Origin of the sequence: Prochlorococcus marinus CUG1433 (assembly GCA_017644425.1) — a bacterium.
Classification (GTDB): Bacteria; Cyanobacteriota; Cyanobacteriia; order PCC-6307; family Cyanobiaceae; genus Prochlorococcus_A; species Prochlorococcus_A marinus_U.
The window spans coordinates 981,676-1,005,372 of record JAEPLN010000001.1 but is presented as its reverse complement, the minus strand read 5'-3'; the positions used below and the strand labels follow the sequence as shown (position 1 = coordinate 1,005,372).

The following is a 23,697-nucleotide window of genomic DNA, read 5'->3' as shown; positions in this document are numbered from 1 at the left end:
GAAATTTATGAAGGCCTGCTTGTAATCAAATAAGGTTTATTTAAATTTAATTATCAAGTTAAATATAATCCCTATTGTAAGGATTTCAGGATGAAAGATAGTTGCTTTCTCATGTCATTGCTTAATGGTGACAAAGGACTTCTAGGATTACCTACATTCCATCCAGATAGCTCCAAAGCAGCCTTAATTGGGATTGGGTTAGTAGTCATAAAGAGTGCTTTGAAAAGAGGCTGAAGTTTTTCATGAATAGAAAGCGCATTGGAAACCTCTCCAGTTTGAAAGGAATGAATCATTTCTTTCAATTGCAACCCAACCAAATGACTTGCAACACTTACTACTCCTACAGCACCTACAGATAACATTGGAAGCAACAATGAATCGTCGCCACTATATACAGAGAGTTCGGAGCCACAAATAGCTCTTAATTCTGTTACTTCTTCTATTCTACCGCTTGCAGCTTTAATACTGAGAATATTTGAGAAATCCATAAGTTTCTTTACAGTATCAGGTAATAAATTGCATCCTGTCCTTCCTGGAATGTTGTAGAGCATTAGAGGTAAATCCTTTGCAGAATTAGCAATAGAACTGAAATGTTTATAAAGACCTTCTTGGGGTGGCTTATTGTAATAGGGAACAACAACCAAAGCACCATCGGCACCTGAGTTGTAGGCTTTTTTTGTAGCTTCCACAGCCTCGCTTGTACAGTTACTACCAGTGCCAACTATTACTTTACAGCTTGAGTCTAAAGATCCTTTTACCGCAATAAATAAATCATGCTGTTCAATCCATGAAAGGGTCGGAGATTCTCCAGTAGTACCACATAACACTATTCCATCAGAACCGTTCTCAAAAAGATAATTTGAGAGCTTTATGGCTAGCTCATAATCTACATCTCCATTTTCAGTAAATGGAGTAACCATTGCAGTTAATATTTTTCCAAATAGTGGTTTATTACTCTCAGTTTTGTCTGGAATCATTTTTTTGGAATTAATAACTCAGCTATTTGAACAGCATTAAGAGCTGCGCCTTTTCTTATTTGATCTCCACATAACCATAATTCTAATCCATTAGGCTGACTTATATCAGTTCTTAGCCTGCCAACAGCAACATTATCCCTTCCCATAACGTCATTTGGCATAGGAAATCTATTATTTTTGTAATCCTCAATAATTTCAATTCCAGGAGATTTTTTTAATTCTTTAAGAGCATCTTTAGGCTCAACTACTCCAGCAAATTCAATATTGATCGATTCAGAATGTGCTCTAAGTACTGGAACTCGAACACATGTAGCAGAAATCTTTAAATCAACAATATTTAATATTTTCCTGGTCTCATTAACCATTTTCATCTCTTCTTCGCAGTAATTATTTGCGAGCATGGGTGAATTATGTAAAAACAAATTAAAAGCCAGTGAATATGGCAAAACTTCACTTTTTTGAGCATTACCCTGAAGATATTTTTCAGTTAAAAGTTTTAGTTCCTCCATCGCTAATTGACCTGCACCACTTACAGATTGATATGTTGAGACAACAACTCTTTGAATAGTCGAAATTTTATTTAATGGAGCTAAAACTAATGTCAACAAAATTGTAGTGCAGTTTGGATTAGCTATTACCCCATTATGATTTAGTACTTCACTAGCATTAACTTCAGGAACTACAAGAGGTACATTCTTATCTAATCTGAAAGCACTTGAATTATCTATCAATAAAGCATTCTGTTCCATAATGGTAGACAACCATTTTTTTGAAATACTTCCACCAGCTGAAGCTAAAACTAAATCAAGATTCAGAAATGCTTCCTTAGTTGTTTTTTTTGTAACTAATTCTTCATCTTTCCAAATAATTTTTTTTCCTTCTGAACGCTCTGATGAAAGCAAGACCAATTCTGATATTGGGAAATCACGTTGCTCTAGAATTTTGAGTAATTCAGATCCAACAGCACCTGAAGATCCTAAAACAGCAACTTTTAATGGCCTATTAGGCAAAAACGGAGATTGTCTCACACTTTAAAATGATTTTTATAAATAGATTGACTATTTTTTTTACTTTATCAAAAAAATAACTTTCAAGGAAATCACATAATGTGAAATAATTAAGATTCGGCTTTTAGTAATAAATAAAAAAATGGCTAAAGAAGCATTAATAGTCAAAACAACTCCTCTGCCTCAAAGTAGAATCTCATTTGAATTAGAAATACCATCTGAGACATGCAAAACATGTATTAATGAGACAATCAGTTCTATTAGTCGTTCGGCTAAAATTCCGGGATTTAGACTTGGTAAAATTCCTAAACAAGTCTTAATCCAAAGAATTGGAATCACACAATTACATGCTTCTGCTCTAGAAAAAATTATTGATAAATCATGGCAAGAAGCATTAAAAATAAAATCTATAGAGCCACTAAGTGAACCAGAATTGGTAGATGGATTTGAATCTTTGCTTGCAAAGTTTAGTCCTGAAAAACCACTTAAGGTCACTCTTCAAACTGATGTTGCCCCTGAATTAAAACTAAAAAAATCCAAAGGATTAAGTGTTGAAATCTCAAAAACAAAGTTTGATCCTAAGTCAATAGATGAAGCGCTAGAAAAATCTAGAAGTCAGTTTGCAAATATTGTTCCAGTTACCAATAGAGCAGCAAAATTAGGAGATATTGCTGTAGTTAGTTTTAAAGGAAAATATAAAGATTCTGATAAAGAAATAGATGGTGGAACAAGTGAATCAATGGACCTTGAGTTAGAAAAGAACAAGATGATTCCCGGTTTCGTTGAGGGAATCGTAAAGATGAAAATTGGTGAAACCAAAACACTTAACCTTAAATTTCCTGAAGATTATTCTCATGAAGATTCAAGAGGCAAAGAGGCAATTTTTGAAGTAAATCTTAAGGATCTTAAGGAAAAGGAATTACCTGAACTTAATGACGATTTTGCAAAACAGTCTGGCAACAAAGAATCATTAAAAGAGTTAAAGAAAGACATTGAAAAGCAACTTAAAGAGAATTTTGAAAAAACTCAAAAAGATATCAAAATTGAAGCTTTACTAAATGCCTTAACAAACGAATTGGTTGCTGAAATTCCAAAATCTATGATTGATATAGAAGTCAGAAATAATATTGAACAAACCGCTCAAAGATTTGCTCAACAAGGTCTTGATGTTAAATCTACTTTCACTCCGGAGTTAGTAAAGTCATTAGCAGAGTCCACAAGGCCTCAGGCTGAAAAAAATGTTCAAAGAAATTTAGCTTTAAAAGCATTAGCTGAAACAGAAAACATAAAAGTTGAGAAAGATGAAATTGATTTAAAAATGAAAGATTATGAAAATGCAATCTCTCAATCGTCAAAACAAATAGATATTAAAAAATTAACAGAAGTAGTAAGTAACGATTTACTCAAAGAAAAATTAATAATTTGGCTTGAAGATAATTCTGAAGTAAAAGAAAAAACTACAAAAACTTCTAAAGCTACCAAAACCTCCAAAACAACAAAAGCCAAAAAAACCGCGACAAAAACGCCAAAAACTACAAAAATTACAAACACTCAAAATAAAAAAGAAAAAAAATAATTTATGAAATTTCCTACTAATTAAACAAAAACCCCTTAAATTATTTATAAGACGAAAACTAAATTGTGAACTCAGAAAAAAAACATTTAATCCAAAGCTCCATAAGTTCTTATGAAAGTAATAACAAAACTATTGCTGCAGTTCCTACAGTTATTGAACAATCAGGAAGAGGAGAAAGAGCTTTTGATATATATTCAAGACTATTGAGGGAGAGAATAATTTTTTTAGGTACTGGAATTAATGATCAAGTATCTGACTCACTTGTTGCACAATTATTATTTCTTGAAGCGGAAGATCCCGAAAAAGACATACAAATATATATTAATTCTCCTGGTGGCTCAGTAACTGCAGGAATGGCCATATACGATACTATGCAACAAATATCCCCTGATGTAGTAACAATATGCTTTGGAGTAGCGGCAAGTATGGGGGCATTTCTACTTTCTGGAGGAGCAAAGGGGAAAAGATTGGCTTTACCTAATTCTCGGATTATGATTCATCAACCTCTGGGAGGTGCTCAAGGTCAAGCAGTAGAGATTGAGATACAAGCTAAAGAAATACTTTTTCTCAAGAAAACATTAAATTCGCTTTTAGCAGAACATACTGGTCAACCTTTAGAAAAAATTAATGAAGATACAGAAAGAGATTACTTTTTATCTCCCTCGGAAGCAATTGAATATGGATTAATTGATAAAGTTATCAAAAAGTGACAAGGGATACTTATTTTTTAAGAATATGATGACGAATCGATATTTATAAGCAATCCTAGGGAATAGGGAATATTTAACACCTTTCACTTTAAAAATTGTAATCGATGGCTAAATTCGACGCCCATCTTAAATGTTCATTTTGCGGGAAATCACAAGACCAAGTAAGAAAGCTTATAGCTGGTCCTGGGGTTTATATCTGTGATGAGTGCATAGATCTTTGTAATGAAATTCTCGATGAAGAACTACTTGATAATCAAGTGATCACAAACAACTCTGCGCAAGTAAAAAAGAAATTACCAACTGATAATCCAAAAAAATCTGTTCCTTTAGAATTAACCTCAATACCTAAGCCATTAGAAATTAAAAGTTTTCTAGATAATCAAGTTGTTGGACAGGAATCTGCAAAAAAAATATTATCAGTAGCCGTATACAATCACTACAAGCGATTAGCTTGGAAAGTTAAAGAAGATAGTAAAAAAAACAATGTAACAGATTCACAAGCAACTAAATTACAAAAATCAAATATTTTACTCATAGGCCCTACTGGAAGTGGAAAAACATTATTGGCACAAACTTTAGCAGAGTTTCTGGATGTTCCTTTTGCAGTAGCTGATGCTACGACTTTGACAGAAGCTGGATATGTTGGGGAGGATGTTGAAAACATACTTTTAAGACTTCTACAGAAATCAGAAATGAATGTAGAACTAGCTCAAAAAGGAATTATTTATATTGATGAAATAGATAAAATTGCAAGAAAAAGCGAGAATCCTTCAATTACTAGAGATGTCTCTGGTGAAGGAGTTCAGCAAGCATTATTAAAAATGCTTGAAGGAACAATTGCTAATGTGCCACCACAAGGCGGAAGAAAACATCCTTATCATGACTGCATCCAAATTGATACAAGTCAAATATTATTTATTTGCGGGGGGGCTTTTATAGGTTTAGAGGATATCGTTCAAAAGCGTATGGGTAAACACTCTATAGGATTTACCACCAATTCAGATCAAAACAAAGTTGATACAAAAAAAATAGTAGATCCAAGAGATTCCCTAAAAAATTTAGAATTAGATGACTTAGTGAAATATGGCCTAATTCCAGAATTTATTGGAAGAATTCCGGTTTGTGCTGTACTAGATCGTCTTACTAAAGAAACTTTAGAATCTATTTTGACTCAACCAAGAGATGCATTAGTAAAGCAATTCAAAACGTTGCTCAGTATGGATAATGTTGAATTATCATTTGAGCCTGATTCTGTTGAAGCGATAGCAAATGAAGCATATAAAAGAAAAACAGGTGCAAGAGCATTAAGATCAATAATTGAAGAGCTAATGCTAGACATAATGTACACTTTGCCTTCTGAAGAAAATATAAAAGAATTCACAATTACGAAAAAAATGGTAGATAATTTGTTCTCGTCTAAAATTGTTAAACTACCTTCAGGATCAAAAAGAATTATTAAAGAGTCTGCATAAAATTAGAGTTTAATTTTTTTAATTGAATCCCGAATTTTTCTAATTAATGAAAAATAAATGCAAAATATACATAAGCCTTTTCATCAAAAATATAGACCAAACAACTTAGACGAACTGGTTGGGCAAAAATTTATATCCATTACACTCAAACAAGCACTATTAACAAAAAAAATTGCTTCTGCATATCTTTTTAATGGCCCAAGAGGCACTGGAAAAACATCAAGTGCAAGAATATTTGCAAAATCTCTAAATTGCCAGGCATTCGACCAACCTACGATAACTCCTTGTGATAAATGTGACTTATGTAGACAAATTACAGATGGGAGCGCTCTGGATATTATCGAGATTGATGCAGCATCAAACACAGGAGTAGAAAATATAAGAGAAATTATAGAAAGAGCGAGATTTGCTCCTACACAAGCGAGATGGAAAGTATATGTAATTGATGAATGTCATATGCTTTCAACTGCAGCTTCAAATGCTTTACTAAAAACTATTGAAGAACCGCCCTCAAGAGTAGTATTTATCCTTGCGACAACGAATCCTGAGCGAGTATTAAATACAATACAAAGTAGATGCCAAAAGTTTGATTTTAGAAGAATAAGCCCCAGTGATATTTTTCAACATTTATCAGAAATCGCCGAAAAAGAATCCATTGAGTACGAAGTTCAAGCCTTAAAAATGATTGCAAAAAGATCTAATGGAGGAATGAGAGATGCACAAAGCCTCCTTGAACAGTTGAATCTTTTACCAGAAGGGATAACAATTAATAATATCCAAAACCTTCTAGGAGAAGTATCAGAAAGTGAATTAACAAATCTGATTAAATCATTGGTTGAGAATAATCCAGAGTCATTAATTATCACCTGCAACAAATTATATGATGCCGGAAACGAACCTCTTCAAATAATCACCGGATTATTAAATATAACAAGAGATCTACTATTACACACTACAAATAATAAATATTCAGATCTTTATTATACGTCTGATGAATTTCGAGATGAATTAGATCAAATCTCAAACAAAATAAATAAATCAACAATAATTAATTGGCATAATAATCTGAGAAATATTGAATATCAAATCAAATCAAGCGATAATCCAAGGCTTTGGCTTGAAATACACTTAACTGGCCTTCTAGGTAGTCAAGATATAAAAAGTTTTGCAAATAAGCAAGAAATTAAAAATAATACGTCTGAGGAGAATCATGAGAGTAGAAAAAACATTGCATTTTTTAATAAAGCAAATATTTCTAATGAAATTGAAAAACCAAGTATCAAAAAAGAGATAAGTCGCGAGGAATTAATAGAAAAAAAAGATGAAAAATTAGAAAAATTTGAAGTTCTTGGAAAAGAAAGTATAGAAAATATTTCTGACAATAATCAAAATAATCCTGGATCAAATGATTTAAAAGATAAATGGGAATTAATTCTTTCTAAAGTAGAGTTACCATCGACAAGAATGTTACTTTCACAACAAGCTGAACTTGAAAGTTTTGATTCGGAAAAAATCACAATTGCATTATCTCCGAACTGGGAAAATATGATAAAAAGCAGAAAAGTTATAATTGAAAATACTGTAAAAAAGATATTTGGAGATCGAATAATACTAAATTTTTCAACCAAGCAATTAAATAAAAGTAACCCAACAATCACTCCAAAAATAAACCAAAATGAAACAAATAATTTTCAACCAATAAAAAAAATAGAACCAAAAAGTAATTCTTCAACAAAAATATCTAATGAGGAAACTTATGATGATAGTTCAAAAAACTTAGCAAATTTTTTTAATGGAGAAATTATAGATCTTGATGAATAAATTAAACTCCAGTATGAAGAGTTTTTCGCCAGAGTATCTTTTTGGGAAAAATAGACATCTTTAGTGTTACCCAAGGAATTACTAAAAACCAATGTGATAAATAAAAAAGCGATAAAAATACCATCAAAAAGTTGCTTTTTTGCAATACAGGTACTTCGCTTTTACAAGAAGACCCGTACCAAAAAGCAATTCCAGATAACGTAAAAGCTGTTAATGAAATCGGCCAGTAAATTGGTGAATCTAATAAGGCAATACTGAAAACTAAATCAAAAATAGAAATGATTGGTAGAGCATATTGCAATATAAAAAAGTAAGTTAAATCAAATTTCTGGAAATAATCAATTTTTTTAGTAAACAATTGATCTCCATAATCAAAGAATCTTTGCAAACCCCCCTCTGCCCATCTTTGTCTTTGCGCTAACAAAGCATTTAAATTCTCAACTGCTTCCTCCATGACTGGAGGATCCCATAAGATTCCAATTCTAGATTTTGATAGTAATAATCTTAAACTCAAATCAAGATCATCTGTAACTGTATCTTCATTAAATGAACCACATGCCAATAATGTTTCTTTCTTAATTAATTGACCATTTCCCCTTAATTCAGAAACTCCAGCAACTGATAATCTTCCACATTGAAAGATTGCGTCCATAGCCATTTCCATTGACTGACAGGAAGTTAAAAAATTCTTACTTACATTTGTTACTGATTTTCTTAGTTGAACTGCAGACCAATTACCCTCTTCTACAAAACTAAATAACCTTATCAAAGAATCTTTTTTTAATTCAGCATCAGCATCCAAAACTAATAACCATTCCCCATGAGTAAACTTCAAGGCATAATTCAAAGCTCCTGACTTTCCTCCTCCTGCATTTGGAGAACGACTTACGACTTTTAACTTGTCATATTGTCTAGATAATCGATCTAAAATTAAAGGCGTCTTATCAGAACTGCCATCATCGATTATATAAATATTTAATTTATTTGTTGGATAATCTAAACTAAATAATCTTTCAACTAATCTTGCTATAACATTCTCCTCATCTCTAGCCGCGACTAAAATATCAAGCACAGGTAACTCTTTATTGCTAATTCTGCTGTTTACAGTATTTAAAACGTTGTTCCTTTTGAAATTACTAGAAATAATTATTAAACCGTAAAAAACAATCACAAAAGAAAGAATCAATATAATATTAAAGAAATTTTCGATGTTGTAAGCATGAGGAATAAAAGCTACTAAAAAACAAACACTAAGAAATATAAACGACTTCGGTCTTCGATTTTTATAAAAACCCTTGCTCATAAAAGTAAATTTTTAATTACTTAACTTTCATTGAGACAATATCTCAAATTTTTTCAGTTTTACATCTCGATAGTAATGATTCAATATTTGTTCATAAGAGAATCCTAATTTAGCCATTTCAATTGCTCCTGACTGAGATAAACCTACACCATGACCGAAGCCTCCTCCTCTCAAATGCCATAAATCATCATTTAATTTATTAATAGTAAACAAATTACTAGGTAAAAAATTTAATACCCGTCGAATATCATCTTTAATAAGAACAATAGATTTATTACCTTTGTCCGTTTGTATTTCCAATTTTGTCACTCTGCCACTAGACCCACGTTCAATAGAATTTAAATCCAAAACATCTTCATTAATATTTATAAGTTTGTTTTTAATTAACTTTTCTTTAATTTCAAGACTAGAAATTTTCTTATTCCATCGAAAAAGAGAATGATTACTCCCATAAAACTGTTCTATGTCAAAATCTAAAAAATTATTTAAATCAGATTCATTTGTAATTGGAAGTTTAAAATTTTTATTGATTGATTTAGAACCATCAATGATTGATTCGAAATAAGAATAATCTTGGATTTGCCAAGACTCTCCTGCACTAGCAGATACGCCACCATTAGAACCATGGTAAAAAGCATTTACTGGTTGATTTCTATACGTGAGAATTAAATTTGAAGTTGCTTCTATTGCTTTTTGTACTTTTTTATTTTTAATTTTAGAAGGTTTATAAACTTGACACTGAGTACTTATACATAAATGATATTTATCCATATTAAATCTATCAGAATTAAAAATTCCCCAAGTTCTTGCTATAACTGCTTGAGCCTTGAGTGCTTCCAAAGGAGAATTCGGTCCAATTTCGTATGGCAAAACACCTGCCAAATAATCGTCAAACTCAATTTTTTGAACTAATGTCCAAGTTCCATAAGAATCTTTTAAAAAATAAAAATTTTTGCCAAAATTGACACCATTTATTTTTATTTCTTCTTCAGCATAAATATATACAGGTCCTTCGAGTTTAATAACATTATGTTCACTTCTAAGAACAGGAGTAATTTGAAAGTTTTTTATTTTTCTGAAAATCTTATTTTTTAATTCAAACTCTGGTAGATCATCTTCAAGTGGAATCCATACTTCCCAATTTTTAGGGTAAGCAATAGTCGTCTCATATCCTTTATCTTGAAGTTTTTTTGCCTGTTTTTTTGCTGATTCATAGCTAGCAAAAGGACCAAAAACAACTCTTTCAATTTTTTTTGGATTTTTGATGGGTATATCCACCCAGGAAATATTAATCTGTTTTGATTTATGTTTAATGCCGTTAGACGATATCAGATTTAAAAAACCTTTATCCGTTATAAAGGTTATATTCCTTTTTTTTGAAAAACTATCATTTTCCCCGCCTAAATATTGCTTTAAACCAATTAAAAATTTTCCTTTTTTAATTTCTCTATTGAGTTCAACCTTTAGTAATTCTTCTGCTTTTAAATTAGAAGTAAATTTAATATTAGTTATACAAAGAGAAATACAAGCTAAAAATAGGTTTAAAAGTGCAAATTTAAGTTTCATAAGTTAGAAATTTCCTTATCAATTAAAAACTTTAATTTGCACCAATGCGTATTAAGGTTTAGATTATCCTAATTAAACATATTTGACTTAAATGTCTAAACTAAAAACTCGTAAATCAGCTGCCAAAAGATTTAAAGCTACTGCGACGGGTAAATTTATGAGAAGAAGAGCTTTCCATAATCATTTACTTGATCATAAAAGTTCAAAATTAAAAAGACATCTATCAACAAAAGCTGTAGTTGATGAAAGAGATGCTGATAATGTAAGATTAATGATTCCATACGCATAAATCTTTAACCAATTTTTATTAGATATTCATGGCACGCGTAAAAAGAGGCAACATAGCCAGAAAAAGAAGAAACAAAATCTTAAATCTTGCAAAAGGTTTCAGAGGTGGTAACAAAAATCTTTTCAGAACCGCAAATCAAAGAGTGATGAAAGCTCTTTGTAATGCTTACAGAGACAGAAGAAGAAGAAAAAGAGATTTTAGGAGACTTTGGATTTCTAGAATTAACGCATCTGCCAGAATAAATGGAACAAACTACAGCAAGTTAATAAATGGGATGAAAAACTCAGAAATTATTATTAACAGAAAAATGCTTGCTCAATTAGCATTGAACGACCCTAAGTGTTTTGAAAAAATTGTTTCTTCAGTTAGTAATTAAAAAAAAAGAATATAATTTAAAAAGTAATTATAAATAATGGAAATTTCTTCCTTTCAATCCTATTTAATAATTCTTTTTGTTGTACTAATAATAATTTCCATTTTTGTATTCAGGCAATTTCTAAAAACAAGAAGTGAAGAATTAAATTTAGTAAAGTTCGAGCAAATAGGTTTAGATTCTCTCACTAAAGCTACAGAATTATATGAATTTGGGTCTATTCAGATAAAAAAAAGATTATATCCTGAAGCAATTAAAACTTTTTTAAAAGCAATTGAACATTATGAAAATGAACCTGATGAAGCTAAAGCGATAATAAATAACGCTTTAGGATTTTCTTATGCTGCTCAAAATGAATTTAAAATAGCAATTAAATACTATAAATCTGCAATCAAATCACTTCCAGAATATCCTATAGCCCTAAATAACCTCGCATCAGCACAACAGCGTTTACTTGAGTATGACTTAGCATATGCAACATATCAGAAGGTTTTAGTGATAGATCCAAAAAACAAAACGGCAATAAAAAAAAGTAAAGAGTTAGAAAAAAGAATTAATTACAAACCTTATAAAGGTATCAAAGATAAGGGATTCTAAATATGAAAAATTATTCATCTTTACTAATTGGAGGAAAACAATTTTCCAGTAGATTAATGGTGGGTACAGGTAAATACAAATCTACTCAAGATATGGTAGAAAGTTTGTCAAATTCTGAAACTGAAATTATAACCGTCGCTGTTAGAAGAATTCAAAATGATCAAACCGGAGAAAATTTACTCGAGAAGATAAACTGGAAAAAATACTGGATGCTTCCTAACACAGCTGGTTGCGTTAATTCCGATGAGGCAGTCAGAATAGCAATTTTGGGCAGAGAACTTGCAAAATTGTCTGGTCAAGAGGAAAATAATTTTGTGAAGTTAGAAGTTATTCCTGACAAAAAGTACTTGCTACCAGATCCAATAGAAACCCTTAAAGCAGCCGAAATTTTAATAAAAAAAGGTTTTGCTGTACTTCCTTATATCAATGCAGATCCTATTCTTGCAAAAAGACTAGAAGAAATAGGTTGTTCAACTGTAATGCCTTTAGGATCACCAATTGGCTCTGGGCAAGGTTTATTAAATTCATCAAATATAGGTATAATTATTGAGAATGCAAAAGTACCAGTAATAATTGACGCAGGAATTGGGGTTCCAAGTGAAGCTTCTCAAGCTATGGAACTTGGAGCTGATGGTGTCTTAATCAATAGTGCAATAGCACAAGCTGAAAATCCTCCTCTAATGGCTCAAGCGATAAATTATGGAGTTAAAGCTGGCAGGCAAGCTTTTCTTGCAGGAAGAATTAAAAAACAAGACTTTGCGGTAGCAAGTTCACCGGAAAAAAATATATCTTTATAGTTATTTTAATTAAGCAAAGTTTTAAAATTCAGTGAAAATTTATTATTTGATTTGATTTATCTGATTTAAGAAAGAAGATTTGAAACTATTTACAATGTTTTTTCGCAAATTGGAAGCACACTGTAGTAATTTAATAAATATATTACGAATCTATTAATTCTGGAGTTCTGAGTGAAAGTTATTGTTTTAGGTGGAGATGGTTTTTGCGGTTGGCCTTGTGCGGTGAATTTAGCAGAACAAAATCATGATGTAATTATTGTCGACAATTTAAGTCGTAGAAAAATTGATATTGATCTAGAGGTAGAGTCTTTAACTCCAATTGCTTCTATAACCGAACGACTTTCTGCATGGGAAGAGATTGGGGGTAAGCCTATGAGATTTATTAATATGGATATATCTAAACAATATCAAAAATTACTCAATTTGCTCATTGATGAAAAACCAGATTCCGTGATCCATTTTGCAGAACAAAGAGCAGCGCCTTACTCAATGAAATCGAGTTTTACTAAAAGATATACAGTAGATAATAATGTTAATGGCACCCACAACCTTCTTGCTGCAATAGTAGAGAGTAATTTAGATATTCATGTTGTTCATTTAGGAACAATGGGAGTTTACGGATATGGATCACATAGAGGTGCAACAATTCCAGAAGGTTATCTAAAAGTTGAAGTTCCACAACCAGATGGAAGCCGCTTTGAAGAAGAAATATTACACCCTGCAAGTCCAGGTAGTGTTTACCATATGACTAAAACTTTAGATCAATTATTATTTCTTTACTACAACAAAAATGATCTTGTAAGGATTACTGATCTTCATCAAGGCATTGTTTGGGGAACAAATACAGAAGCAACTTTAAAAGATCCGAGATTGACAAACCGATTTGACTATGACGGGGACTATGGAACTGTTCTAAACAGATTCCTTATGCAAGCTGCAATTGGGTATCCATTAAGTGTTCACGGGACAGGAGGGCAAACAAGAGCATTTATACATATAAAAGACTCTGTAAAATGTGTACAACTTGCTCTTGAAAATCCTCCAAAACCTGGAGAGAGAGTCAAAATCTTTAATCAAATGACTGAGAGTCATCAAGTTGGAGAACTAGCTAAAAAAGTTGCTTCTTTAACGGGAGCTAATATCAATTATTTACCAAATCCAAGGAATGAAGCAGTAGAAAATGATCTAATTGTTGATAATAAATGCTTTATAGAATTAGGTTTAAACCCAACGACTCTTGATAATGGCTTATTAGAAGAAGTTGTTGAAGTTGCTAAAAAATACTCCAACAGATGCGATCTTAAGCGCATACCTTGTGTTTCATCTTGGACTAAAAAACAAGCTGAGGCTATAAAGACTAATTAAAATTTCTGAAATATCTACCTTAAAAAAGTGAAAATTGCATTGTTTACTGAAACTTTTTTACCTAAAGTTGATGGCATAGTCACAAGACTGACTAAAACGATTGAATTTTTAATAAAAAATGGTGATGAAGTTATAATTTTTTGTCCAGAGGGGTGTCCAGAATCATATATGGGAGCAACTGTAGTTGGCGTTGCTGCAATGCCATTGCCCTTATACCCAGAGTTAAAGCTCGGTTTACCAGGTCCTGCAGTCTCAGATAAGTTAGAAAAATTTAACCCAGATTTGATACATGTTGTTAATCCAGCTGTACTTGGCTTAGGGGGCATATGGTTAGCGAAAACTAATAACATTCCTTTAATTGCCAGCTACCATACTCACCTTCCGAAATATCTGGAACATTACGGTATGGGTATGTTAGAGCCACTTTTGTGGGAATTACTTAAAGCAGCACATAATCAAGCCTTGTTAAATTTATGTACTTCCACCGCCATGGTAAATGAGTTAAAAGATAAAGGTATTCTAAGGACTGCCCTATGGCAAAGAGGAGTTGATACTTACAGTTTCAGACCAGATTTGAGAAGTGAGAAAATGAGAAAAAAATTATTTGGGGAATATAACGACGCTAATTACCTATTGATTTATGTAGGAAGATTATCAGCAGAAAAACAAATTGAGAGAATTAAACCAGTCTTAGAAAGTATTCCTAATGCTTGCCTAGCACTTGTAGGTGACGGACCATATAGAAACCAGCTTGAAAAAATCTTCGAAAATACGAAAACAAATTTCATAGGATATTTATCCGGCGATGAACTCGCAAGCGCCTATGCCTCTGGAGATATATTTTTGTTTCCCTCTAGTACAGAAACACTTGGGTTAGTTTTACTAGAGGCAATGGCAGCTGGATGTCCAGTTATCGGAGCCAATAAGGGAGGAATTCCAGACATAATAAGCGATGGGATAAATGGTTGCTTATATGATCCTGATGAAAAAGATAATGGAAAACAAAGTTTGATTGAAGCAACAAAAAAAATTCTAGAGAATGAAAATAAAAGGGAAATTATGAGGAAAGAGGCACGAAACGAAGCGGAAAAATGGGATTGGAATCAAGCAACTTTACAACTACAAAAATATTATTCAGATACTCTCAAAGAAATAGATAAAACATAATCTAGTTATGCTACGTGTGGAGGCGTAGGATTACTACACGAGGTTAAAGGAAGTATTAGAGTAGCAATATTTTGACTCTTTTCAGGCCTTTTTTTCTTTGAGAATTTTTTACCAAAAGGTACTCTTATAACATTAGTTCCCTCAATGGAACAAATGTTTGAGTTATCTCCTGAAGAATTATGGACAAAACTTGGTAAATTTACATTTTTAACTGGCAGGTGAGTAACATTACCAGATTTAAAATCTTTGGTCATAGCTTCAAATACCCCAAAAAATTTGATGCTCGAATATTTTAATAAAAAAATTTAAATAAATTCTATAAGAAAATATTAAATTTTTATTCACATTGATAATAACCAAGTAAACACAAGGACGCTAGTCCTTTAAGCACATTTTTTTTCTTCTAGAGTCTCTCCTTGATTTACATTGCAAGAACAAATTAAATTGCGATCGCCATAAGCATTATTAATTCTAGAAACTGAAGACCAAAACTTAATAGTTGTTGGAGTTTTATAAGGAAAAGAGGCTTTTTCTTTTGAATAAGGATAATTCCAATTTTCAGCAATTAACTCTTTCAGCGTATGGGGAGCATTACTTATTACATTATTATTATTTAATTCAATATTATTTTCTATTTCGCTGATTTCTTCCCCAATCAAAAGCATAGCCTCACAAAATCTATTCAATTCAGCCAAACTTTCACTTTCAGTAGGCTCTATCATTATTGTCTCTTGAACAGGCCAACTTATAGTTGGGGCGTGAAAACTATAATCTATTAATCGTTTAGCTAAATCATTAACACTCAAACCAGTTTTGGATTTTAAATCTCTAAAATCTAAAATACATTCATGTGCGACAAAATTATTTTTCCCTTTATAAAGAATCTTGAATTTATGCTTTAAAGAATGAGCAATATAATTTGCAGATAAAATTGCATGCGCAGTTGCTTTCCTCAAACCACTAAGACCAGCCATTTTTATATACATCCAACTTATTGGGAGAATACTTGCACTCCCATGCTTGGCAGAAGATACATAATTGAAACTATTAGATAAATTATTATCCTTTAAAGAATGAGTAGGGAGAAATGGACTTAAAGTTTCTGATGCAGCAACTGGCCCTACTCCAGGGCCACCTCCTCCATGTGGAATGCAGAATGTTTTATGTAAATTCAAATGACAAACATCAACACCATAGTGACCGGGTTTGCATAATCCAACCTGAGCGTTCAAATTTGCTCCGTCTAAATAAACAAATCCACCAACAGAGTGAATTAAGTCGCATATCTTTCTGATTTGCAATTCAAAAACTCCATGAGTAGAAGGGTACGTCAACATGAGGGCTCCTATTTGATTATCAAATTTCTTGACCTTAAACGATAAATCTTGAAAATCAATATTTCCTTCGTCATCACATTCAACCGTTAAAACATCAAATCCTGCCATGACTGCACTAGCAGGATTTGTTCCATGAGCACTTTTAGGAATTAAACATTTTTTTCTTGAAAATTCACCTTTTGATTCAAAATAAGAATTTATTGCTAATAATCCTGCAAACTCTCCCTGAGAACCTGCATTTGGTTGAAAAGAAACTGACTTTAAACCAACTATATCGCTTATCCATTTTTCTAGGTCAGATATTATTTTTGAATAGCCCTTAGTTTGATCTGGTGGAGAAAAAGGATGAATAGAAGATAAATTAGCCCAAGAGACTGGATTGAGCTCTGCTGCAGAATTCAACTTCATAGTACAGCTTCCTAATGGCATCATTCCATCGACTAGAGAAAAATCTTTTTCAGCAAGCCGGAATATATATCTCATTAATTCGGTTTCACTTTGGTAATTTGTGAATATATCTTGCTGCATCCATTCACTGGATCTCAAAGCTATACTTTCAAGCTGAAAACTTTTATCAAATTTTATATGCTCTAAATCTTCCTTTTTTTCTATAAGGTTTGCTATGAAAGTCAAAATATCTTTGATTTCTTTTTCATTACTGAGCTCATCTAAAGAGATCCCAAATCCAGTTGAATTTTCAATAGTTGATCCCAAAGGCAAAATTCTTAAGTTATACCCATTTTTTAAAGCTTCATGATGGATCCTCTGGGAGTACTCAGAATAAACATCAACACTATCAAATCTAGTACCATTAGGAATATCAAAACCTAAATCAGCTAAACATGATTCTAAATTTAGTCTCAACCCCACTAATCTCTTAGCAATTTGCATTAAACCAGAGGGTCCATGATATATAGCATAAAAAGAAGAAATTATGGCTAACAACGATTGAGCAGTACAAATATTACTAGTGGCCTTTTCCCTTCTAATATGTTGCTCTCTTGTTTGCAGTGCTAGTCTTAGTGACTTTTCACCATTTTTAGAGAGAGTTTGCCCAACAATTCTTCCAGGTATCAGCCTTTTATATTTTTCGCTACAGGCAAAATATGCTGCATGGGGGCCACCAAAACCCATTGGAATGCCAAATCTTTGCATACTACCCACTGCTACATCAACACCAAATTCAGAAATTGGTTTAATTAAAACTTGAGCCAGTGGATCAATAGCTGCAGTTACAATAATTTCTGATCTATGTGCTTGGGATATTAAGAATGTGGGATCAAATAATTGCCCATTTTTACCGGGTAATTGCAACAAAATTCCAAAAACATCATCATGATTAGGAAGATTGCTTTGAGTAAAGCGTCTCAAAGATATTCCCAAAGGTTTTGCTCTGGTTTGTAGAACATTAAAAGTATGATCAAAAACATTTGATTCCACTAAGTACACTTTTGAAGATTTATTTTTTCTTGCAGCAAAACTCATTGCCATTGCTTCTGCAGCAGCAGTGCCTTCATCTAATAAAGATGCATTAGCGACAGGAAATCCTGTTAGTTCACAAACAATAGTCTGAAAATTAAATAGAGCTTCTAATCTTCCTTGTGCAATTTCTGCTTGATATGGAGTATAAGACGTGTACCACCTCGGATTTTCGAGAACATGTCTTTGGATTACTTTAGGCATGTGATTGTCATAATAACCAAGGCCTATTAGTGATCTCATTTTAGTATTTTTCTTCGCAATCTCTTCTAATTCATTTAAAGCCTCTATTTCTGAGCAACCTTGGGGCAATATTGCTGAAGATTTATCTTTAAGTTGAATATCTTTAGGAATAACTTGGTTTATAAATTGATCAATATTACTAAAACCAAGCTTATTAAGCATACTTTTCTCATCATTATCTCCTAACCCCAGATGCCTATCTATAAAAAAATCAGACCCAAATTTGGATGTCATATTAAAATATTTTTCTTTAAAATAGCTCTTTTTAAAAGGTTTGTCTTATTTTGGTACAACCTTTGATTGATATTCCTCAGAAGTCATCAAATCAGCGATTGACACTTCTGATTCTGGTTTCAGAATAACTAACCAACCTTCTCCAATCGGATCATTCTGTAAAAGCTCAGGGTTATCAATAACACTTTCATTTACTGATACTATTTCCCCTGAAAAAGGCAAGTAGACTTCCTCAACGGCCTTAACAGATTCTATTGTTCCAAAAGTCTCACCTTTCTCTAAAGTCTTCCCTTGATCAGCTAACTCAACAAAAACGATATCACCTAATTGATCTATAGCAAATTCACTAACTCCTATTTTTAACAATCCATTTTCTTCCAAGACATACTCATGAGTATCAGCATAGTTTAAGTTGTCTGGAAACTGGTAAGACATGATTAAGTTGATAAAGAAAGTAGAGAATCCTTTGAAATTAATTTTTCCTCTAATAGTTCAGATAATAATTGAATTAGTGCAATTTTGATGTGAGCTATGTGGGAACCACCTTGAACAAAAATATTATAAGGATCTCTTAGAGGAGCATCGGCGGAAAATTCACTTGTACTACCTTCAATAAAGGTACCTCCTGCCATTAATAATTTTGAATCATATCCATCCATTGATGAAGGAACAACATTAAGAAAAGAATCTACTGGTGAAGAATTTTGAAAAGATTGACAAACTTTTTGTACCAAATCTGGATTATTCAACCTTACCGACTGAATAAGATCAGATCTATAAGTTGCTGGCTCTGGCAAAACCTTAAATCCCAAATTTTTAAAAACTGCTGCAACCAAATCAGCACCTTTAAGTGATTCGCTAACAATTTGTGGTGCTAAAAACAAACCCTGCAAAATTAATCTTCCTAGTCCAAAATTTATTCCTGCAGATGAGCCAATACCTGGTGAGGTTAATCTAGAACATGCCATCTCAACCAACTCTGCATCTCCTGCAACATACCCACCAGTAGGAACGATTGTCCCTCCCAAATTTTTAATCAATGATCCAGCAATTATATTTGCCCCTTTAGAAATTGGTTCACTATCTTCAACAAGCTCCCCATAACAGTTATCAACAAAACATATACAATTAGGATCAAGAGAGTGAATCAGACTACAAATTTTCTCTATCTGATGATTCGTAAGAGATTTTCTCCAACTGTATCCACAACTTTTTTGGATAAATACTAATTTGTATGAATTTTCTTGAAAAGAATGAAAAATTTTTTCTTCAAAAGAATCAAAATTTTCACAGATATTTATTTGCTTATACTCAATCTCAAAATCTTTAAGTGAGCCTTTACCTCCTCCCCTTATTCCTATCACTTCTTCTAACGTATCGTATGGTTGTCCTGTAAGAGATAACATTACATCTCCAGGCCTAAGAATTCCGAATAAGACAGAACTTATTGCATGGGTTCCACTTACAAATTGCATCCTCACAGCTGCCTTTTCAGCAAGAAACAATCTTGCAAAAACCGCATCAATTTTTTCCCTGGATATATCATCATGACCACTACCAGAAGATTGGTTGAAATGACTAGTAGAAACTTTTTCTTCCTTAAAAATTGTCAAAATATTTTCTAATTTCCTGAAAACCTGATTGGACCTTTCTTGGAAAACTTTACTTAAACTCTCTTCGACAGAAAGAATAGCGTTTTCAGCCAGTTTTAGGTTATTGTCAAGAGTCATTTATTATGAAAATTCATGTTATTTTTCAGAAGCTAAATTTCTTAATTCTGCTAGGAAAGCATTAGGTCCCCTACCCTGAAAATAAGTAAGTTTTTTTGAAGCCTCATATAAATCAAGTAGTTCTCCGTCTAATTCTTCTGCCGTATAATCTCTAATTCCTGCAATTACCTCAGCAAAACGTTCTCTACGGGCAGATTTATTGACAGCATAGGCTTCCATTACCTGAATTTTACATGATCTCCAAGCCTTATTCTGACAAAAATGCACTGAAAGAGCATCACTTAAAGCAGAAGCTTCTTCATCTTCTATGTACCAGTCAAAAGATGAAGGTAGAGATTTTAATCCTGAAAATATCTCGAATAACTCCCCGGCCGATAATGGATTACCAGAATCATTTTTTAGGGGTAATGCAGACTCTTCCAAAGATTTCCATAACTCTGGGTAATCACTTTCAAAACGATCCCTGATTTTTTCTATACCTTGATCAAGAATCATATTAACTTGGGCTAAAGCAAGAAAAACTTCAGGACCTGGTGAAGATAATTTCCCATTCCTGAGATTAGAAATTTGCGAATTATGAACTTTACCTAAATCAAGAACTTCAGAAAGTAATGGCAAAACTCTGTGAGACCATCCATTTCTCTCATGCCAGAGGTGTATCAAATGAGCCATAGCCCTTCGACCTCTAGATAATTTATCGCGATATCCGAGACTCACAGATAATTAAACTTATCAATAATATAGTATGATAATATTACATATCGGTAATTTTGAAAATAGTATTTCAATATCATGAACTCAGTAATTTTCCAAGAAACAGCAAAATTAAAAAAACCTGTCCCAGCTGAAAAAGTTATAGAACTCTCAGAAAAATTACTGGAACCTTCCAGCCATTCAAAAAGATATCCTCCAAGATTACATAAAACTTGGGGAACAATAGTTTTCATGATTGCAATTCATATCCTTTCTCTTTTAGCTATACAACCAAAATTTTGGAGTCTTCCTGCAGTCACTTCATTATTATTTCTTTACTGGGTAACTGCTTGTTTAGGAGTCACTCTTGGATATCACAGATTGTTATCTCACAGATCGTTCATTGTTCCAAGGTGGTTAGAAAGATTTTTTGCTACCTGTGGAGCTATAAGTTGCCAGCATGGACCAATAGATTGGGTAGGTTTACATAGGCATCACCACTCTTTTTCAGATACTGAAGTAGACCATCACAATAGTAAAAAAGGGTTTTGGTGGAGTCATATGGGTTGGATGTTTAAAGACGTTGAAGCACTAAAAGCTGTTCCAAAACTAAGTGCAGATTTAATCAAGGATCCATATTATAGATTTCTAAATAAATATTTTTTATTCTTACAAATTCCTATTGGACTTTCTTTGTTCGCAATAGGTCAAAAATTAGGAGTTGGAGGATGGGCTTTAGTCCTTTGGGGAATTCCATTGAGGCTTGTAGTTGTTTATCACGTAACTTGGCTAGTAAACTCCGCGACGCATTGTTGGGGTAAAGCACCATTTGAAAGTGGTGATTCATCTAAAAATAATGCGTGGGTTGCTGCATTAACATTTGGAGAAGGTTGGCATAATAATCATCATGCATTCCCTAATTCGGCAAAACAAGGATTATTTAGGGGTCAGATAGATATAACATGGGAACATATTAAGATTCTTGCAAAATTTGGTCTTGCAAAAAAAGTAAAGTTACCCTCTAGGTCTTATTATTAATTATATTGTTCAATATTTTCATGGCTAAAAGAGTACAAGTCGCATTAACTGAATCAATCGCATCTCTAGGTCAAGAAGGAGATCTAGTTGAAGTAGCACCAGGATACGCAAGAAATTTTCTATTACCTTATGGCAAGGCAATGAATGTTACACCAGCAGTCCTTAAACAAATTGAGAGGAAGAAAGAAAAAGAAAAAATCGCTGCTGATAAATTAAAACAAGAAGCTTTAGATTTCCAAACTGCATTATCTACAATAGGTAGGTTCGCTATCAAAAAACAGGTTGGGGAAGATGGTGTCCTTTTTGGAACGGTTACCAATGGGGATGTTGCCGAAGCGATAGAAGCAGCAACTAAAAAAGAAATTGATAGAAGAAACATTACTGTTCCTGATATTCATAATTTAGGTTCTTTTACTGCAAAAATAAAATTACATCCAGAAGTAAATGCAGAAGTAAATATTGAAGTAACAAGTTAATCAATTTGTTGCATTATTTTGAAAAGTAGCCAGAGTATATATCTAAGCAATTAAAGATATGGTTTCAGTACCTTTTCCAAATAATGGGCAAAATAAAAATTTTAAAAAGGATTTTAATAGTGAAAACTCTGGATTAGTACCTCCTCAAAACGTTCAAGCAGAGGAAGCTGTTCTTGGGGGCATACTTCTTGATCCAGACGCGATCGGAAGAATTGCAGACTTAATTAAACCTGAAGCTTTTTATATAAATGCCCATCAAGAGATTTATAAAACAGCATTAATGTTGCATACCCAGGGTAAACCAACTGATTTAACGTCAATGAGTGCTTGGTTAGCAGATAATGGATCACTAGAAAAAATTGGAGGAAACAGCAAACTGGTAGAACTAGTTGAAAATGTTTCCTCTACAGCTTCCATAGAACAAGTTGCTAATTTAATTAACGACAAATTCATGAGAAGGCAACTTATCAGATCTGGGAATGAAGTGGTTCAACTAGGTTTTGATCAAACTCAAGATACTAATGAAGTTCTAGATAAAGCGGAGCAAAAAATATTTGAAATCAGCCAAGAAAAACCTTCAAAAGGCCTGACTCAAGCAGCTGAAATCCTTACAAGTACTTTCAATGAAATAGAGTCAAGATCATTAGGTACTTCAGTAGCTGGTATTCCAGTAAATTTCTACGACCTTGATGCGATGACTCAAGGTTTTCAAAGAAGTGATTTAATAATTGTTGCTGGAAGACCTTCAATGGGGAAAACTTCAATAGTTCTTAATCTGGCAAAAAATGTTGCACAATCGCAAGATTTACCTGTGTGTGTATTTAGTCTTGAAATGAGTAAAGAACAATTGACATATAGATTGCTCTCTATGGAAGTTGGAATCGAGAGTGGCAGGTTAAGAACAGGTAGATTACAGCAAGATGAATGGCCATTACTCGGAGAAGGTATCAATTCATTAGGTCAATTACCAATATTTATAGATGACAAGCCTAACTTAAGTGTTTTAGAGATGAGATCTCTGTGCAGAAGATTAATAGCTGAACAAAAAAAAGAACTTGGATTAATTGTGATTGATTACCTACAGTTGATGGAAGGATCAACCCCTGATAATAGAGTGCAAGAACTTTCACGAATAACAAGAGGTCTTAAAAGCATGGCCAGAGAATTAAAAGTACCAGTAGTTGCTTTATCTCAGCTTAGTAGAGGGGTAGAATCTAGAACAAATAAAAGACCAATGTTAAGCGATTTAAGAGAATCAGGATCTATTGAACAAGACGCAGATTTAGTATTAATGATTTATAGAGACGAATACTATAATCCAGAGACTGAAGATAGGGGAATTACAGAAATCATTGTCACTAAACATAGAAATGGACCCGTAGGAACTGTTAAATTATTATTTGAACCTCAATTTACGAGATTTAGGAATTTAGCTAATTAAATCAAT

At 32.7% G+C, this 23,697-nt stretch carries 22 protein-coding genes; 13 read left to right on the top strand and 9 right to left on the bottom strand.

The window, feature by feature from the left end:
* Positions 1-71 precede the first annotated feature (71 nt).
* Both dapA and JJ842_05695 read right to left on the bottom strand, forming a co-directional pair.
* Positions 72-977: a 4-hydroxy-tetrahydrodipicolinate synthase gene (dapA, locus tag JJ842_05700; protein ID MBO6971406.1), complete on the bottom strand. Its 906-nt coding sequence runs from the start codon at positions 975-977 to the stop codon at positions 72-74.
* Positions 974-2,005: an aspartate-semialdehyde dehydrogenase gene (locus JJ842_05695; GenBank protein ID MBO6971405.1), complete on the bottom strand. Its 1,032-nt coding sequence runs from the start codon at positions 2,003-2,005 to the stop codon at positions 974-976. Before JJ842_05695 ends, dapA begins: the two co-directional genes overlap by 4 nt.
* Positions 2,006-2,126: 121 nt before the next feature.
* Between JJ842_05695 and JJ842_05690 the strand changes: the two genes are divergently transcribed.
* From JJ842_05690 to JJ842_05675, 4 genes are all read left to right on the top strand, one after another.
* Positions 2,127-3,560 carry a trigger factor gene (locus JJ842_05690; protein ID MBO6971404.1) on the top strand — a complete coding sequence of 478 codons (1,434 nt, stop codon included), beginning with the start codon at positions 2,127-2,129 and terminating at the stop codon, positions 3,558-3,560.
* 62 nt (positions 3,561-3,622) lie between these two features.
* Positions 3,623-4,270, top strand: coding sequence for an ATP-dependent Clp endopeptidase proteolytic subunit ClpP (clpP, locus tag JJ842_05685; protein MBO6971403.1), 648 nt, complete (start codon positions 3,623-3,625; stop codon positions 4,268-4,270).
* 104 nt (positions 4,271-4,374) lie between these two features.
* Positions 4,375-5,742 (top strand): ATP-dependent protease ATP-binding subunit ClpX, encoded by a 1,368-nt coding sequence (gene clpX, locus JJ842_05680; GenBank protein ID MBO6971402.1) that lies wholly within the window; start codon positions 4,375-4,377, stop codon positions 5,740-5,742.
* A 57-nt stretch (positions 5,743-5,799) separates the two neighbouring features.
* Positions 5,800-7,563, top strand: coding sequence for a DNA polymerase III subunit gamma/tau (locus JJ842_05675; protein MBO6971401.1), 1,764 nt, complete (start codon positions 5,800-5,802; stop codon positions 7,561-7,563).
* 1 nt (position 7,564) lies between these two features.
* On the opposite strand, the gene JJ842_05670 is transcribed toward JJ842_05675, so the two are convergent.
* Positions 7,565-8,866, bottom strand: coding sequence for a glycosyltransferase family 2 protein (locus JJ842_05670; GenBank protein ID MBO6971400.1), 1,302 nt, complete (start codon positions 8,864-8,866; stop codon positions 7,565-7,567).
* Positions 8,867-8,893: 27 nt separating this feature from the next.
* Positions 8,894-10,432, bottom strand: a complete 1,539-nt coding sequence (locus JJ842_05665) for a SpoIID/LytB domain-containing protein (protein MBO6971399.1) — start codon at positions 10,430-10,432, stop codon at positions 8,894-8,896.
* Between the two features lie 91 nt (positions 10,433-10,523).
* Between JJ842_05665 and rpmI the strand changes: the two genes are divergently transcribed.
* The 6 genes from rpmI to JJ842_05635 all read left to right on the top strand — a co-directional run bounded on the left by rpmI (position 10,524) and on the right by JJ842_05635 (position 15,020).
* Entirely contained in the window at positions 10,524-10,721 is a 198-nt protein-coding gene (rpmI, locus tag JJ842_05660; protein MBO6971398.1) for a 50S ribosomal protein L35, read from the top strand.
* Positions 10,722-10,749: 28 nt separating this feature from the next.
* Positions 10,750-11,097: a 50S ribosomal protein L20 gene (gene rplT / locus JJ842_05655; GenBank protein ID MBO6971397.1), complete on the top strand. Its 348-nt coding sequence runs from the start codon at positions 10,750-10,752 to the stop codon at positions 11,095-11,097.
* 36 nt (positions 11,098-11,133) lie between these two features.
* Positions 11,134-11,691: a tetratricopeptide repeat protein gene (locus JJ842_05650; GenBank protein MBO6971396.1), complete on the top strand. Its 558-nt coding sequence runs from the start codon at positions 11,134-11,136 to the stop codon at positions 11,689-11,691.
* A gap of 2 nt (positions 11,692-11,693) precedes the next feature.
* Positions 11,694-12,488 (top strand): thiazole synthase, encoded by a 795-nt coding sequence (locus tag JJ842_05645; protein ID MBO6971395.1) that lies wholly within the window; start codon positions 11,694-11,696, stop codon positions 12,486-12,488.
* Between the two features lie 171 nt (positions 12,489-12,659).
* On the top strand, positions 12,660-13,853 hold the full coding sequence (locus tag JJ842_05640; protein MBO6971394.1) for an NAD-dependent epimerase/dehydratase family protein: 1,194 nt from the start codon (positions 12,660-12,662) through the stop codon (positions 13,851-13,853).
* Between the two features lie 27 nt (positions 13,854-13,880).
* Positions 13,881-15,020: a glycosyltransferase family 1 protein gene (locus JJ842_05635; protein ID MBO6971393.1), complete on the top strand. Its 1,140-nt coding sequence runs from the start codon at positions 13,881-13,883 to the stop codon at positions 15,018-15,020.
* 5 nt (positions 15,021-15,025) lie between these two features.
* On the opposite strand, the gene JJ842_05630 is transcribed toward JJ842_05635, so the two are convergent.
* The 5 genes from JJ842_05630 to JJ842_05610 form a co-directional block, all read right to left on the bottom strand.
* Positions 15,026-15,274: a hypothetical protein gene (locus tag JJ842_05630; GenBank protein ID MBO6971392.1), complete on the bottom strand. Its 249-nt coding sequence runs from the start codon at positions 15,272-15,274 to the stop codon at positions 15,026-15,028.
* A 129-nt stretch (positions 15,275-15,403) separates the two neighbouring features.
* Positions 15,404-18,313: an aminomethyl-transferring glycine dehydrogenase gene (gcvP, locus tag JJ842_05625; protein ID MBO6971391.1), complete on the bottom strand. Its 2,910-nt coding sequence runs from the start codon at positions 18,311-18,313 to the stop codon at positions 15,404-15,406.
* A 45-nt stretch (positions 18,314-18,358) separates the two neighbouring features.
* Complete coding sequence (gcvH, locus tag JJ842_05620) at positions 18,359-18,748, bottom strand: glycine cleavage system protein GcvH (GenBank protein MBO6971390.1); 390 nt, start codon at positions 18,746-18,748, stop codon at positions 18,359-18,361.
* A 2-nt stretch (positions 18,749-18,750) separates the two neighbouring features.
* Positions 18,751-20,043 (bottom strand): aminotransferase class I/II-fold pyridoxal phosphate-dependent enzyme, encoded by a 1,293-nt coding sequence (locus JJ842_05615; protein MBO6971389.1) that lies wholly within the window; start codon positions 20,041-20,043, stop codon positions 18,751-18,753.
* Positions 20,044-20,061: 18 nt separating this feature from the next.
* On the bottom strand, positions 20,062-20,760 hold the full coding sequence (locus tag JJ842_05610; protein ID MBO6971388.1) for a hypothetical protein: 699 nt from the start codon (positions 20,758-20,760) through the stop codon (positions 20,062-20,064).
* 75 nt (positions 20,761-20,835) lie between these two features.
* Between JJ842_05610 and JJ842_05605 the strand changes: the two genes are divergently transcribed.
* From JJ842_05605 to dnaB, 3 genes are read left to right on the top strand one after another with little or no spacing between them, the layout of a single operon-like run.
* Positions 20,836-21,774, top strand: a complete 939-nt coding sequence (locus JJ842_05605) for a fatty acid desaturase (GenBank protein ID MBO6971387.1) — start codon at positions 20,836-20,838, stop codon at positions 21,772-21,774.
* Positions 21,775-21,794: 20 nt separating this feature from the next.
* Positions 21,795-22,250 carry a 50S ribosomal protein L9 gene (rplI, locus tag JJ842_05600; protein MBO6971386.1) on the top strand — a complete coding sequence of 152 codons (456 nt, stop codon included), beginning with the start codon at positions 21,795-21,797 and terminating at the stop codon, positions 22,248-22,250.
* A gap of 58 nt (positions 22,251-22,308) precedes the next feature.
* Positions 22,309-23,691 (top strand): replicative DNA helicase, encoded by a 1,383-nt coding sequence (dnaB, locus tag JJ842_05595; protein MBO6971385.1) that lies wholly within the window; start codon positions 22,309-22,311, stop codon positions 23,689-23,691.
* Positions 23,692-23,697 lie beyond the last annotated feature (6 nt).

Coding starts and splice junctions, on each gene's coding strand:
- dapA (MBO6971406.1), bottom strand. CDS start 977: ATGATTCCAGACAAAACTGAGAGTAATAAACCACTATTTGGAAAAATA.
- JJ842_05690 (MBO6971404.1), top strand. CDS start 2,127: ATGGCTAAAGAAGCATTAATAGTCAAAACAACTCCTCTGCCTCAAAGT.
- clpX (MBO6971402.1), top strand. CDS start 4,375: ATGGCTAAATTCGACGCCCATCTTAAATGTTCATTTTGCGGGAAATCA.
- JJ842_05675 (MBO6971401.1), top strand. CDS start 5,800: ATGCAAAATATACATAAGCCTTTTCATCAAAAATATAGACCAAACAAC.
- JJ842_05670 (MBO6971400.1), bottom strand. CDS start 8,866: ATGAGCAAGGGTTTTTATAAAAATCGAAGACCGAAGTCGTTTATATTT.
- JJ842_05665 (MBO6971399.1), bottom strand. CDS start 10,432: ATGAAACTTAAATTTGCACTTTTAAACCTATTTTTAGCTTGTATTTCT.
- rpmI (MBO6971398.1), top strand. CDS start 10,524: ATGTCTAAACTAAAAACTCGTAAATCAGCTGCCAAAAGATTTAAAGCT.
- rplT (MBO6971397.1), top strand. CDS start 10,750: ATGGCACGCGTAAAAAGAGGCAACATAGCCAGAAAAAGAAGAAACAAA.
- JJ842_05650 (MBO6971396.1), top strand. CDS start 11,134: ATGGAAATTTCTTCCTTTCAATCCTATTTAATAATTCTTTTTGTTGTA.
- JJ842_05645 (MBO6971395.1), top strand. CDS start 11,694: ATGAAAAATTATTCATCTTTACTAATTGGAGGAAAACAATTTTCCAGT.
- JJ842_05630 (MBO6971392.1), bottom strand. CDS start 15,274: ATGACCAAAGATTTTAAATCTGGTAATGTTACTCACCTGCCAGTTAAA.
- gcvP (MBO6971391.1), bottom strand. CDS start 18,313: ATGACATCCAAATTTGGGTCTGATTTTTTTATAGATAGGCATCTGGGG.
- gcvH (MBO6971390.1), bottom strand. CDS start 18,748: ATGTCTTACCAGTTTCCAGACAACTTAAACTATGCTGATACTCATGAG.
- JJ842_05615 (MBO6971389.1), bottom strand. CDS start 20,043: ATGACTCTTGACAATAACCTAAAACTGGCTGAAAACGCTATTCTTTCT.
- JJ842_05605 (MBO6971387.1), top strand. CDS start 20,836: ATGAACTCAGTAATTTTCCAAGAAACAGCAAAATTAAAAAAACCTGTC.
- rplI (MBO6971386.1), top strand. CDS start 21,795: ATGGCTAAAAGAGTACAAGTCGCATTAACTGAATCAATCGCATCTCTA.
- dnaB (MBO6971385.1), top strand. CDS start 22,309: ATGGTTTCAGTACCTTTTCCAAATAATGGGCAAAATAAAAATTTTAAA.